Origin of the sequence: Morganella psychrotolerans (genome assembly GCF_001676055.1) — a bacterium.
GTDB lineage: Bacteria > Pseudomonadota > Gammaproteobacteria > Enterobacterales > Enterobacteriaceae > Morganella > Morganella psychrotolerans_B.
The window spans coordinates 614,089-628,001 of sequence record NZ_LZEX01000001.1 but is presented as its reverse complement, the minus strand read 5'-3'; the positions used below and the strand labels follow the sequence as shown (position 1 = coordinate 628,001).

The window sequence follows — 13,913 nt, the reverse complement described above, 5'->3', positions numbered from 1 at the left end:
TTATTTTACTGAGCAGGATCCGCGCAGAATTCGGGTTTATCTCTGTGCTGAATCATTTTAATTACAGTTAATTTAAGGCAGAATGCTTTTGCACCCTAAACGGGGCAGCAGTAATAACGAAGATAACGATAATGTTAAGCAGTTCATTCTTTGACGTGATGCGGTCCGTGAACTCAGAAACGATCGTATCCGTCCTGTTCAGACGGTGACGTATGCAAGTTTTGATTATGCGACATGGTGATGCAGCTTTAGCCGCAGCCAGTGATTCAGTCCGGCCCTTAACTGAAAAGGGAATTACAGAGTCCCGCAATATGGCACAGTGGCTTGCCACGCAACATCTGCAAACTGATACTGTGCTGGTCAGCCCTTATCTGAGGGCAGAACAGACACTGACCGAAATCCGCCATGACCTCAGTTTACCGCCAACGGATGAGGTAATGCCGGGTCTGACGCCATCGGGTGATGCTCAGATGATCGCGTCCTACATACAGGTACTGGCGGAGGAAGGGCGCCGGGGTGTACTGGTTGTTTCTCATCTGCCGCTGGTGGGGTATCTGGTAGCTGCATTGTGCCCGCAGGAAACCGCACCGATGTTTGCGACATCCTCTGTTGCCTGTATTGAACTGACTGACGGTTGCGGTACGTTGTGCTGGCACCGCGCTCCCGGTCAGTTAACCTGATTACTCACGCCGGGCGGTTTCGTCAATTTCGATAAGCAGCAGTAATGCTGCCGTGCCGCCCCATTCTTTTGGTGCCTGGTAAAATGCAATGACATCCGGGTGCTGTGCCAGCCACAGCGGTGTCTGTTGTTTCAGCACATGTTTACCGTGCCCGTGCATGATACAGACACAATAAGTATTTTCACGGCGGGCAGCCGCGACCAGCGCACCTATTTCCTGCTTGGCCTGAAGTTGTGTTAAGCCGTGTAAATCAAGAAACAATTCCGGTACATAATCACCCCTGCGCAGTTTTTTTAGTTCATACGGACTGGCATTTTCGCGCAGATAGCGGGTCGGGCCATCCATATCCAGATTCGGGCGGTATTCATCCGAAAAATAAAAACTGGCGTCAATCTGATCCTGCAACAGCCGCTCCGGGGCGATTTTGGTTACATTGGCCCGTGGTTTCGGATGCACCACATTATCCTGTTTGATTTTTCGCGTACCGCTGATGGCTTCCTTAAACAGCAGCAGGTCATCATCGGTTAAAGGCGGCTTCTTTTTCATAACATCCCATCAGAAATAATTTTCGATAGTGTAACCGATTTCTTTAGTGATGTTGACGTCATCCTTACCGCTCACGTAATGACGGAGGATCAGGGAGAAAAATTCGTGTGTATTGCGCAAGATATGCTGATTTAGCGGCGACTTCGTGGCAAACTATGCCATCAGATATCTTATTTTGGTTTACCCCGCCGGAGGCACTTTTGGATAAAATTTACGTTGATGAAGCCGTTGCCGAGCTTCACACGCTACAGGACATGCTGCGCTGGGCGATGAGCCGCTTTAATGCTGCAAATATCTGGTATGGACACGGAACGGATAATGCCTGGGATGAAGCCCTCCAGCTGGCGCTGCCGACACTCTTTCTGCCCCTTGACCTGCCTGCGGAACTTTATCAGTCCCGGCTGACATCATCTGAGCGCCAGCGTATTGTTGAGCGGGTGCTGCGCCGTATCACAGAGCGCGTTCCGGTACCTTATCTGACCAACCGTTCCTGGTTTTGCGGTCATGAATTTTATGTGGATGAGCGTGTACTTATTCCCCGTTCACCGATTGGTGAGCTGATTAACAACCATTTTTCCGGCCTGCTTGATGCCGAGCCGGACACGATTTTGGATCTCTGTACCGGCAGCGGTTGTATCGCTATCGCCTGTGCGTATGAATTCCCGGATGCAGAAGTGGATGCCGCAGACATTTCAACTGATGTGCTGGATGTCACAGAAATGAACATTGAAAATCACGGATTATCTCATCGCGTGGTGCCGATACGTTCCGACCTGTTTAATAATCTGCCGGCAGTGAAATATGACCTTATTGTGACTAATCCGCCGTATGTGGATGCGGAAGATATGAGTGACCTGCCGGATGAATTCCGGGTAGAGCCTGAACTGGCGCTGGCTGCGGGCAGTGACGGGCTGAAACTGGTGCGCCGGATCCTTGCGAATGCCCCGGATTTTATGTCTGAGGACGCAGTGCTGATTTGTGAAGTCGGTAACAGTCAGGTTCATCTGATTGATGAGTTTCCGCAGGTGCCGTTCATCTGGCTCTCTTTCGATAACGGCGGCGATGGCGTATTTATGTTAACTCGTGATCAATTAACAGAACATCATGACGCATTTAAGCTTTTCAAATAGACAATCCTCATGTAGGAATAGAAAGATAAAAATAGGTTAAAACCATTCACTTGCACACATTCAGAGACAGGAAAACAGGATGGCCGGAAACAGCATCGGAGAACTTTTTCGCGTAACGACCTTTGGTGAATCACATGGCCCTGCGCTGGGCTGCATTGTCGACGGTGTTCCGCCGGGACTGGCACTGACTGAGGCAGATTTACAGACTGACCTCGATCGCCGCCGCCCGGGAACGTCGCGCTATACCACGCAGCGCCGTGAGCCGGATCAGGTCAGAATTCTTTCAGGTGTATTTGAAGGAAAGACGACCGGCACCAGTATCGGGCTGCTGATTGAAAATACCGATCAGCGCTCGCAGGATTACGGGGAAATCAAAGATCTTTTCCGTCCGGGACATGCCGATTACACGTATGAACAAAAATACGGCTTTCGCGATTATCGCGGCGGCGGACGTTCATCAGCCCGTGAAACGGCAATGCGTGTGGCGGCGGGGGCGATTGCCAAAAAATACCTGAATGAGAAATTCGGTGTGGTTGTCCGTGGCTGCCTGACTCAGATGGGGCATATCAAATGTGATATCCGCGACTGGTCACTGGCAGAGCAAAATCCGTTTTTCTGTCCGGATGAACGTCAGTTAGATGCGCTGGATGAATTACTGCGCGGCCTGAAAAAAGAAGGGGATTCTGTCGGCGCGAAAGTGACCGTTGTGGCAGAGCATGTTCCCGCAGGTCTTGGGGAACCGGTCTTTGATCGTCTGGATGCAGATTTGGCGCATGCGCTGATGAGCATCAATGCGGTAAAAGGTGTCGAAATCGGAGACGGTTTCGGTGTGGTTAACCTTAAAGGCAGTGAAAACCGGGATGAGATTTATCAATCCGGATTTACCAGCAATCATGCAGGCGGTATTCTCGGCGGCATCAGCAGTGGCCAGCCAATCATCGCACATATTGCCCTGAAACCGACATCATCGATTACTGTTCCCGGTAATACGCTGAACCGGCAGGGTGAAGAGGTGACTATGATCACCAAAGGGCGTCATGACCCTTGTGTCGGAATACGTGCTGTGCCGATTGCGGAAGCGATGACAGCGATTGTGCTGCTTGATCACCTTTTGCGTCATCGCGGACAATGTGCGGATGTAACCCCGCCGTTACCGGCCTGGTCATGATATAACGTGTTGTTATCCCGGATCTTCACCCGGGATTTTTATTGGCAGGTATAAAATGGAATGGTTTCAGTTCGGGGTTGAAATCTATGTATTACTGTTTTTTGTTGCACTGATAGCCGGGTTTATTGATGCAATTGCCGGGGGCGGGGGATTACTGACCATACCGGCTCTGCTGGCTGTCGGCATTCCGCCTGTACAGGCGTTGGCGACCAACAAACTTCAGGCAGTCGGCGGCTCATTTTCTGCCAGTTTTTACTTTATCCGCCGTAAGGCGGTGGATCTCGCCGGGCAGCGGATACCGATAATCATGACACTGATTGGTGCGGTGATTGGCTCCGGGCTGGTCCAGTTTGTGAACCCTGAATATCTGCGCCAGTTATTACCTCTGCTGGTTATTGCCATTGGTCTCTATTTCCTGCTGACGCCTTCAATTGGTGCCGCAGATCAGAAACAGCGCCTTATGCCGCTGGCTTTCGGCTGTACTGCGGGTATCGGGCTGGGTTTCTATGACGGGGTATTTGGTCCCGGAGCCGGGTCATTTTATGCACTGGCGTATGTCACGCTGGCGGGGTTTAACCTGGCAAAAGCCACGGCGCACGCCAAAGTCCTCAATTTTGCATCAAATGTCGGTTCGCTCTCATTCTTTATTTTCAGTGGACATGTTATCTGGCTGCTGGGTTTCACCATGCTGGGCGGACAGCTTATTGGTGCACGTCTTGGTGCGCGTATGGTACTGAGCCGGGGACAAAAACTTATTCGTCCTATGCTGGTAACTGTCTCTTTTCTGATGAGTATCAAACTGCTTTATGACAATCACGGCGATACTATCAGTACGTGGCTGTCTCAGCTTTTTCATTAATTTTTAGTGGTTCATATAATCAATGAGTAAACATCATTTTCAGCAATTAATTGACGTTTTTGACGGCGAGTTTTCAGCTGATTTCAATACCCGCCTGGTTAAAGGCGACGAGGAACCTATCTATCTGCCGGCTGACGATGAAGTACCGTACAACCGGATAGTGTTTGCACACGGTTTTTATGCCAGCGGAATTCATGAGATTTCCCACTGGTGTATTGCCGGTAAGGAGCGCAGGACACAGGTAGATTTCGGATATTGGTACTGTCCGGACGGGCGCGATGCAAAAACACAATCAGAATTTGAGGTCGTGGAAATAAAACCGCAGGCACTTGACTGGCTGTTTTGTCAGGCCGCGGATTATCCGTTTAACGTCAGTTGTGACAATCTTGACGGCAATTTCGAGCCTGATCGCGTCAAGTTCAAGCGAATTGTTCACGGGCAGGTGATGGAATATCTTGCACAGAATTCATTACCCCCACGAGCCGCGCGGTTTATTAATGCCCTGCAATCGTTTTACAATACGCCACCGCTGACTGCGGACCAATTTCCATGGCCGGAAGATCCGTTTGCCTGACAAACTGATGTTGCGGACGACTGAACTCTAAGGAATAAACATGCTTGCGGATTATGAAACACGTATCCTCGCTCAGATTGATGACATGGTTGAACATGCCACTGATGACGAGTTGTTTGCAGGAGGTTATTTGCAGGGGCATCTGACCCTGGCGGTAGCTGAGCTGGAACAAAGCGGGGAGCACACTGTTGAGGCGCTGCACGATAAAGTAGAGATGAGCATCCGTCAGGCGATTAAAGCCGGTGAACTGACACCGCCGGATCAGGTGCTGGTGCTTGATACCTGGCAGCGTTTGCTGAAAGATGCACAGGCGCAACAATGACAGAGACAACACAGTACACTATCCGCCAGGCCCGTTCCGCTGATATTGCGGCGATGTCTGCGGCGGAATCTTCTGCCGGGCAACTGTTCAGTAGTGTTGCGGGCTATGAATGGATAGCGCAGAGTGAAGGGCATTCTGAATCGGCATTCGGCAAATTTATCATGAACGGTAATGCCTGGGTGGTTACAGACCGGGAAAATAATCCCGCCGGGTTTATCCTGGTATCCAATCTCGGCGCCGGGTTGCATATCGATGAACTTTCTGTAGCCGGCGCACATCAGGGGCAGGGGTTAGGGCGGCAACTGATTGAGCGGGTGAAAAATGTGGCGCTGGCACGTGGTTGTTCAGCACTGACGCTGACCACGTTCCGTGAGGTTGCCTGGAACCGTCCTTATTATGAACGCCTCGGTTTTGAGTTGTGTGATGTCTCCCGGTTACCTGCACTGAAAGCCATTTTACAAAAAGAGGCAGATTACGGGTTACAGCTCAGCGACCGCTGCGCAATGGTGTACCGTTTCTTCTGATCGCAGAAAATAAATAAATATTAAAGAGTGCGTTGCACTCTTTTTTTTTTGCTTTTTTCACTGTTTTTTTTATTTTTGGTAATAAATAAACCTGATATTTAACAAATAAACAGAAAATAAAAAAAGAAGTTGTTATTAATATTGTTACGGGCAAAATAGCGCCGTTTTTATGCTTGGCTATGCATCTTCCCGGGCTGCGTTTTTTATTTATACCCTTATTCATTCAAACTGCAGGTTCGTTGGCTTCGCTCAGCTAGCCAGGTCACATAGTTTATCTATGCTCCCCGTCTATCTGCACTTGCCGCCTGCCTGCATCTTGAATGATGTTGGGTATATAACTTAATGATTTACACTTATTTTTCGTGATCCGGATACGTGTATATTTGAGACTGGCGTCTCTTTTGTTGCAAAAAAGTCAACAACTTTGCGTGATCTTGATAAAATATCATCAAATATTAACTTGCCATTAACATTTATTCTGTCAGAATGAGCCTGTCCCCACAAAAACAGGTATTAAATTATGTTTGAATTACAACCGAAAAATACAGCTCAACAGGCTGTGACTATTTACACGAAGATAGCGGTTGCTGCCGTGGTATTGCTGGCGCTGTTATTTTCTTTCTGGTTTAAAATTGACGGAATGAGTGTAATTGAAAGAGCAGTCCCTTCAATCGGCATGATTTTATTTAGTGGTTTAGTTATTTTTAATGCCAAACGGGAATTAGATTCGCTGTACAGTTCAGAGGAAAATCAGACTGAAAAAGTCATTGCTCTGAATGCCTGATACGTCGGAAATAGTCAGGAAATAGTTCGGAACAGTCGCATTACGCGAATAATAAAATCTAAAGAAGATACGATACCCAACGTCATTCAAGATGCAGGCAGGCGGCAAGGAAAGACAGACTGGGAGCATACACAAGTATGTGACCCGGCTGGCTGACCGCGGCCAACGAACGTGCAGTTTGAATGAATAAGGGTATACATGGGTCATCGGCAGGAATGTGGATGACCCATTTACGTTGCGGGTTACGGATTACTGATATAAATCAGCACCGGTTTCCTGTGCAATAAACCCAATCGCAGCCTGTGCTCTGACACTGTTCCCGGCTTTATCCAGTGGCGGGGAATACACGGCTACTGCATATTTTCCCGGAACGACAGCCAGAATACCACCGCCAACACCACTTTTTGCCGGGATCCCGACCTGATATAACCATTCACCTGAGCCGTCATATAACCCGGCAATAGCCATTTCTGCCAGCACCTTTCCGGTATTTTCAGCACTCAGAAGCTGTTTTCCGCTGTATGGCGATTTTCCGTGATTGGCAAATACCGCACCCATCTTAGCAAGATCAACGGTGGTGGCATCGACAGAGCACTGGCGGGTGTAGAGATCAACCGCCACATCCGGGTCACCATATAACATACCGTAAGAGAGCATCAGCCGCGCCAGTGCCTGGTTGTGCTGATTCGTTTCTGATTCCGAGCGATAGACTTCATCATTGATAACCAGGCTGTTATCGGCATAGGCTTCCATGTTTTGCATAATCTGTTGCCAGCGGTCATCCGGGCTTTGCGCATTAATCAGACTGACCGCACTGATAGCACCTGCATTAACCAGCGGATTTTGCGGACGATCAGGTCGCAATTCAATCGCCAGCCCAGAATTAAACGGCAACCCTGTGGCATTTGCACCTAATTTCGTCAGTACCGTTTGTGGGCCCTGCTGATTTAATACGAGGGCGAGTGTGAATATTTTAGACAGGGATTCGAGAGGAAAAAGTGCGTCTTTATCACCCGCACTGTAGATTTTCCCGTCAACAGTCGCAATAACGATAGCGTAATTATCCGGGCTGTATTTTGCCAGTGCCGGAATATAATCGGCGACAGTACCGGTTTTCTCCGTTTTAAATTTCTGATATGCCTGCTCAACAATGGTGTCATAGTGGATATTCTCCGGGACAGGATTATTTTTTGCATAGGCTGAACTGAAACAGAGCAGTGAAAATGTAAAGGCAATAACTATTTTATTCTTCATATTATTCTCCGGTTATTATTTCCGGATGAAGCGTAAGGGAATATTAAGTTTTCTGTAAATTGATCATTGAGCAAAAGGATGTGCGGATTGCCCGGGAAATGAACTGTTTTTTGTGGGGAAGAACACAAAACGGGTAGTATTTGTGGCGGTGATCAACCGGTTTCGGGGTTAAAAACCGGGCTTTTCAGCAGAAAAAATAATTAATATTGTGATGACGACCAGAAAAACAGATATATGTATTGCCCTCCCGGTCATCAACTCAGAATCTGTTCTTCTGTTACAGTGCACCTTTGAGTAATTTACGGATATGAAAACGGTTCGGATGCAATTCCGCCAGTGTTTCATCATCCAGCGGCAGGGCTTCATCAAAAATCTGAGCCGCGAGCAATTCAGCCGCCAGTGGTGCAGTACATAACCCCCGTGAACCGAGTGCCCCGATGATAAACAACTGCGGTATATCTGCAGCGCTGCTGACCAAATCCGGCTTGCGTTTCATTCTTTCCAGTTTTGCATATTGCACCATAAGTTGTGCAAAGTCAGGTACGTTACCGACTACAGGAAGGTGATCGCGCACGGTACAGCGGATGCCTGTATGCGCCTCTTTTCCGCTGATATCCACTTCATGAGACCAGCTCACATCCGGCAGGGAAGTGAGCAGACGCGCTTTGTTGGCAAGTTGTTCCTCTTCACTGTATGTGGTTGTGATGTCATTACGCTGGTGACTGGCACCGAGGCTGTGTTGTCCGTCTGCCGGGTTGACCGGGGTCAGATAACCTTCATAACAGAGCACGGCTTTCAGCCCGGCAATTGCCGGAACAGTCGGCACATGGCTCACTTGTCCGCGCACCGGTGTTACCGGCAGTGCAGCGGACTGCGGATATTGTGTGATGTGGTGACCATTTGCCAGCACAACCACATCTGTCTGTACGGTGCTGTTATCGGCAAAACGGATCTGCCAGCCCTGTGCGGTCTGCTCCAGATGCTCTGCATTATGGTTCAGATACAGATGCAGACCTTTTTTTGTGCAAGTGCGGCGGCACCATGCACTAATTCCTGCGGACAGAGCCAGCCACCGGCAGGATAATATAAGCCACCGGAATTCACATCCTGACCCGCAAGCTCACTGAGTTGTTGGCGTGACAATATCTTAAACAGTGTTTCAGGGCGGGGAACAGCAGCAATGGCATTGACTTTTTTTCTGTTTTTTTCGTTATACATCAGTTGGATAACACCGCACCAATCATGACTGTATTTCACACCCTGAGCAGACAGCGCATCATAGGTGCGCCGTGCAAACGTAAAGGCGACCGTGAAGAAACGTTCAAGAGGATCGTCAAGACCGGTCAGCAGAGGATAGAGCGCGCCCTGCCGGTTACCGGATGCATTGGTGGCTAATGAGTCATCAGCGCAATATAACGAAACGTCCGCGCCTCGTTGCAACAGAGTGAGGGCGCTGAGTACACCGGCTATTCCGCCGCCGATAACTGCAATGTGCCTGCGGGCAGCAGCAGGGTGGCGATCGTGCCAGGGAGTGAGAGAGACGGCGGGTGTGCGGGTATTGATACCGGCCAGACATTCACGTTTGTGGGCAAAACCTGTCCGGCGCTCCACATCAAATCCTGCCTGTTGTAAACCCCGGCGGACAAAGCCTGCGGCGGTAAAGGTGGCAAATGTCCCGCCCGGGCGGGTGAAGCGGGCGATCAGTTCAAACAGTGGCTGCTGCCACATATCCGGATTTTTTGACGGTGCAAAGCCGTCCAGAAACCAGGCGTCGATTTTGTTATCCAGCGCATGGGTGAGAGACGGCAGAAGTGTGCTGATATCACCCAGCCATAAATCAAGTGTAATGTCTCCGTTATCTAAAAAAATCCGGTGGCAACCGGGAGCGGCGTGCGGCCACTGAGCGTACAGTTGTAAGGAGAAATCTGCGAATTCCGGCCAGCGCTGATGTGCAGCCTGTAAGTCCTCAGACGCCAGCGGGTATTTTTCAAAACTGATAAAATGCAGGCGCCGCAGCGGGCTGTCCGGGTGTGTGTTACGGAAATGACGAAAGCTCTGGCAGAGGGTCAGAAAATTCAGCCCGGTGCCGAATCCGGTTTCTGCCACGGTACAGGTTTGTGTGGTAATCCGGCTGAACCGTGCAGGAAAATCGTTACCGCTGAGGAACACATAACGGGTTTCCGCCTGTTCGCCATCGTTTGAAAAATAGACGTCATCAAAATGTTGCGAAACAGGTGTACCCTGTTCGTTCAGGGTTAAATGAGCCGTTTCAATTACGTTTTTTTTCACATTCCAGCCTGTGTTTTTTGTTCACTTTCCCTGATTTTACTCTGCTTTGCACGGGGTCGCTATGCCGGATGTGACACAGGGCAGGTTCAGTATGTAAAGATGCGAAAAAACATCTGATCGGACTTGTTCAGCTTACAGGTGTAAGCTAAAGTATCGCTAAAATCCCGTAATACATAAATGACAGAGGTAATGAATGAAGCGTGCAGTAATCACTGGTCTGGGGATTATTTCAAGTATTGGTAATAACCAGGAAGAAGTACTGGCTTCTTTGAGAGAAGGTCGTTCCGGGATCACGTTCTCAGAAGAGTTTAAAGAAATGGGAATGCGCAGCCATGTCTGGGGTAATGTCAAACTGGATACTGCCGGTCTCATTGATCGTAAACCTGCCCGTTTCATGAGTGATGCGTCTGTTTACGCCTATCTTTCCATGGAGCAGGCTATTGCGGATGCCGGTCTGACCCCTGAGCAGGTAGGCAGTATCCGTACCGGGGTTGTTGCCGGTTCAGGCGGCGGCTCTCCGCGCAATCAGGTTGCCGGTTCTGACGGTATGCGCGCCAAAGGGCTGCGTGGTGTCGGACCTTATATGGTGCCGCGTGCTATGGCATCCGGTGTGTCTGCAAACCTGGCAACACCGTTTAAAGTTAAAGGTGTTAACTACTCTATCAGCTCCGCCTGTTCAACTTCCGCGCACTGTATCGGTCACGCGGTAGAGCTAATCCAGCTGGGTAAACAGGATGTGGTATTTGCCGGCGGCGGTGAAGAACTGTGCTGGGAAATGAGCTGCGAATTTGACGCAATGGGCGCACTGTCGACCAAATATAACGAGACGCCGGAAAAAGCGTCCCGTACTTACGACCAGAACCGCGATGGTTTCGTTATCGCCGGCGGCGGTGGTATGGTCGTGGTAGAAGAGCTGGAACATGCTCTGGCACGCGGCGCGCACATTTATGGTGAAGTTGTCGGTTACGGTGCAACATCTGATGGCGCAGATATGGTTGCTCCATCCGGTGAAGGCGCTGTCCGTTGTATGCAGATGGCGATGCACGGTCTGGATGCACCGATTGACTACATTAATACACACGGCACATCTACACCGGTGGGTGATACCAAAGAGCTGGAAGCGATTCATGAAGTGTTCGGTGATCATACCCCGGCACTGTCAGCGACCAAAGCGATGACCGGTCACTCCCTGGGTGCTGCAGGTGTTCATGAAGCGATTTACAGCCTGCTGATGCTGGAGCATGGTTTTATTGCGCCGAGTATTAACGTGGAAAATCTTGATGAGAAAGCGGCGGGGATGGATATCATCACCAAACCGACTGAGCGCAAGCTGACTACCGTTATGTCGAACAGTTTTGGTTTCGGCGGAACAAACGCAACCTTAGTCATGCGTAAATATCAGGGCTAATCTATACCCTTATTCATTCAAACTGCAGATGTGTTGGCTGCATCCTGAATGATGTTGGGTATATACCCCGATAATTAAAAAATGCCCCGGTTTATTCACCGGGGCATTTTCTTTTGAGGTAAACTCTGTCAGGGTATAGATTATTATCACGCTGCTACAGAGGTTCTGAATGAAAAAACTGACGCTCGGAGAAATGACTGACGCACAACAAATGCGGGTGAAAACCCGGTTGGGTCAGGAACAAAAAATGCTGGGGCGCCCGTTGACCAACGGGGAGCTGAATAAAGTTAAAGATCAGATTGTCACTGAGATCTCAAAAGAGGTTGAAGCTGCAGCCGCAAAAGTCAGAGCACAAAAACGTAAAGAAAAAATTAAACCCGGCGGCGGGGATGAAACCTACAGCTGGTCAGCCAAAACCCATACACGCGGACTGCGCTGAACCACCTCTGTTTATAAACTCAGCCGTGCCATTTTTGGCGCGGCTGTTTTTCATCGGTTATTGCCAACCAGAATACAGGTTACTCTTCTGCAGCACATTTGTTGTTCACTGTGCGTTTTACCTTGCGGCGCAACACCTGCGTCAGTGGTGTGCGCAGGCGCTGGGCGAGGATCACGCCAATCAGTACCACGCCGCCGCCGATAATATGATAACTGTGCAGTTCCTCTTTCAGGAAGACGGCTGCGATAATTGCCGTCAATACCGGTGCCAGATTCATAAATATGGATGCTGCATTTGCGCCTAACCGGGTCACGCCGAGGATCCATAACAATGGTGCAAAAATGGAGGCGGCAATCCCCGCATAAAGAACCAGGCCGATATTATCAGATGTCAGTGCCACACTACCGGCACTCAGGAAAACCGGGATAAGCAGGATCACACCAAACACTATCTGCATATACAGTGAATGAATACTGGAAAGCGGAATTGCCCAGCGCTTGGTCAGCACACCATAAAAGGCATACGCCAGTCCCGCGATAAACATCAGCAATTCACCCTGTCCCAGCCCCTGGGTCAGAAGAACCGCCGGATTTCCTTTACTGATAAGCCAGGTCAGTCCGCTCAGGGAAAGGATTGTCCCGAGTACAATGCCGACTGTCGGTGCGATGCGCAGTACCGGAATACTTAAAATTACCGTCAGCAGCGGGATAAGTGATGTAATAATTCCCATAAAGGTGGCGCTGACCGTATACGCGGCGTAATAGGCAAGACTCTGATAGAGCCCCATTCCCAGAAATCCGAGGATAAATAATTTCCATGCGTGCTGTTTCACTACTGCACGCTGTCGCCAGACAGGGATTAGCAGGAAGGGCGTCATCAGCGCCAGTGCCAGCGCCCAGCGGTAAAAGGAGATAGCTCCCGGGGCAATTGCGCCTGCGGCAAGTTTATTCACCACCGCATTGACAGACCAGATTAGTACGGCCCCCAGGGGGAAAAGCAGGTTTTTCATCAGTAAACTCATTTTATTTATCAGGCAGGTGCGCTAGTGTAGTCTGTCTTAATTATTCTATATAACGATATCCCGCCAATTTATAGAGAGAATCTGACAAGATGAGCCGTAAGTCGGATATTGCCTCATTGGGGCTGAAAGATCCCGTAACATTAATCTTCCGTAATGAACTTTTTTTTTGCGGATACTGAATTTGAAACCCATCGTCATCCTTTCGGGCAACTGCTGTATGTCGCCGGTGGCGTGATGGATATGATTGTCGCAGGACAGCGCTATCTGGCACCGACCGGGTTCTGTATCTGGATCCCGCAGGGAACAGAGCATGCCAGTTACAATAAAGGCTGCGTATCATTTAAAATTATCGATATTTCCCCGCAATGGGCGCCGGTACTGCCGGATACGGCGTGCGTGATAGAAATGACGCCGGTATTCAGCGCCGTGATGCAGGATTTTTTCAGACGGACCATCCGTGAGCCGCAAACTGATGCCGACAAGCGCCTGGCGCAGGTACTGACAGATCAACTGATGATTTCGCGCTGCCAGCCGACCTATCTGCCGGGCACGGATGATAAGCTGCTTGCGCCGGTTCTCAGTGCGCTGGAGCAGGATCCGGCGGATAATTCCTCTCTGGCACAATGGGCGGTGCGCTGCTTTACCTCTGAGCGTACCTTGTCGCGGCGCTGTCAGCAGAAACTGGGAATGTCATTCAGTGAATGGCGCCAGCGTCTGCGTTTTTTGCGGGCAGTGGCATTATTGCAGGAAGGGCGGAGTGTACAGAATGTGGCGCTGGATGTCGGTTACAGTTCCTCTTCAGCTTTTATTGCGATGTTTTCTCAATTAGCCGGGGTTACGCCGGAACGTTTTCGCAACCAGTGAGTGTTGCAGGATTAATTGCTCTCTTTAGCAACAATCAGTGCGCGGGGCGTA

At 49.7% G+C, this 13,913-nt stretch carries 13 protein-coding genes and 2 pseudogenes; 11 read left to right on the top strand and 4 right to left on the bottom strand.

The features are described 5' to 3' along the window. Nucleotides 1-212: 212 nt before the first annotated feature. The gene (gene sixA / locus AYY17_RS02920; RefSeq protein WP_067421104.1) at nt 213-680 is read left to right on the top strand and encodes a phosphohistidine phosphatase SixA; all 468 of its coding nucleotides are present in this window, start codon (nt 213-215) and stop codon (nt 678-680) included. Here sixA and smrB read toward each other — a convergent pair whose 3' ends face one another. Further along, nucleotides 681-1,226, bottom strand: a complete 546-nt coding sequence (smrB, locus tag AYY17_RS02915; protein WP_067398494.1) for an endonuclease SmrB — start codon at nt 1,224-1,226, stop codon at nt 681-683. Between the two features lie 200 nt (nt 1,227-1,426). Here smrB and prmB point away from each other — a divergent pair, with 200 nt between their 5' ends. From prmB to AYY17_RS02880, 7 genes are all read left to right on the top strand, one after another. After that, nucleotides 1,427-2,356 carry a 50S ribosomal protein L3 N(5)-glutamine methyltransferase gene (prmB, locus tag AYY17_RS02910; protein WP_067421312.1) on the top strand — a complete coding sequence of 310 codons (930 nt, stop codon included), beginning with the start codon at nt 1,427-1,429 and terminating at the stop codon, nt 2,354-2,356. 79 nt (nt 2,357-2,435) lie between these two features. Beyond that, nucleotides 2,436-3,524, top strand: coding sequence for a chorismate synthase (gene aroC / locus AYY17_RS02905; RefSeq protein ID WP_067421102.1), 1,089 nt, complete (start codon nt 2,436-2,438; stop codon nt 3,522-3,524). Nucleotides 3,525-3,579: 55 nt separating this feature from the next. Beyond that, complete coding sequence (locus AYY17_RS02900; protein WP_067398493.1) at nt 3,580-4,383, top strand: sulfite exporter TauE/SafE family protein; 804 nt, start codon at nt 3,580-3,582, stop codon at nt 4,381-4,383. A 22-nt stretch (nt 4,384-4,405) separates the two neighbouring features. Then, the gene (locus tag AYY17_RS02895) at nt 4,406-4,957 is read left to right on the top strand and encodes an elongation factor P hydroxylase (RefSeq protein WP_067421100.1); all 552 of its coding nucleotides are present in this window, start codon (nt 4,406-4,408) and stop codon (nt 4,955-4,957) included. A 40-nt stretch (nt 4,958-4,997) separates the two neighbouring features. After that, nucleotides 4,998-5,279: a YfcL family protein gene (locus tag AYY17_RS02890; RefSeq protein WP_067421098.1), complete on the top strand. Its 282-nt coding sequence runs from the start codon at nt 4,998-5,000 to the stop codon at nt 5,277-5,279. Next, complete coding sequence (locus AYY17_RS02885; protein ID WP_067421096.1) at nt 5,276-5,803, top strand: GNAT family N-acetyltransferase; 528 nt, start codon at nt 5,276-5,278, stop codon at nt 5,801-5,803. Before AYY17_RS02890 ends, AYY17_RS02885 begins: the two co-directional genes overlap by 4 nt. A 520-nt stretch (nt 5,804-6,323) precedes the next feature. After that, nucleotides 6,324-6,587 (top strand): hypothetical protein, encoded by a 264-nt coding sequence (locus AYY17_RS02880; protein ID WP_067421094.1) that lies wholly within the window; start codon nt 6,324-6,326, stop codon nt 6,585-6,587. 249 nt (nt 6,588-6,836) lie between these two features. Here AYY17_RS02880 and glsA read toward each other — a convergent pair whose 3' ends face one another. After that, nucleotides 6,837-7,841, bottom strand: a complete 1,005-nt coding sequence (glsA, locus tag AYY17_RS02875; RefSeq protein ID WP_067421092.1) for a glutaminase A — start codon at nt 7,839-7,841, stop codon at nt 6,837-6,839. 346 nt (nt 7,842-8,187) lie between these two features. Beyond that, nucleotides 8,188-10,130, bottom strand: a pseudogene (mnmC, locus tag AYY17_RS22760) (bifunctional tRNA (5-methylaminomethyl-2-thiouridine)(34)-methyltransferase MnmC2/FAD-dependent 5-carboxymethylaminomethyl-2-thiouridine(34) oxidoreductase MnmC1); the annotation flags it as partial. 193 nt (nt 10,131-10,323) lie between these two features. Between mnmC and fabB the strand changes: the two are divergent. Continuing rightward, the gene (fabB, locus tag AYY17_RS02865; protein ID WP_067398482.1) at nt 10,324-11,538 is read left to right on the top strand and encodes a beta-ketoacyl-ACP synthase I; all 1,215 of its coding nucleotides are present in this window, start codon (nt 10,324-10,326) and stop codon (nt 11,536-11,538) included. A gap of 169 nt (nt 11,539-11,707) precedes the next feature. Beyond that, nucleotides 11,708-11,977: a YjbD family protein gene (locus tag AYY17_RS02860; protein WP_067421090.1), complete on the top strand. Its 270-nt coding sequence runs from the start codon at nt 11,708-11,710 to the stop codon at nt 11,975-11,977. A gap of 79 nt (nt 11,978-12,056) precedes the next feature. On the opposite strand, the gene AYY17_RS02855 is transcribed toward AYY17_RS02860, so the two are convergent. Then, entirely contained in the window at nt 12,057-12,986 is a 930-nt protein-coding gene (locus AYY17_RS02855; protein WP_067421311.1) for a DMT family transporter, read from the bottom strand. A gap of 101 nt (nt 12,987-13,087) precedes the next feature. Between AYY17_RS02855 and AYY17_RS02850 the strand changes: the two are divergent. Continuing rightward, nucleotides 13,088-13,862, top strand: a pseudogene (locus tag AYY17_RS02850) (AraC family transcriptional regulator). The last annotated feature ends 51 nt before the right edge of the window (nt 13,863-13,913 follow it).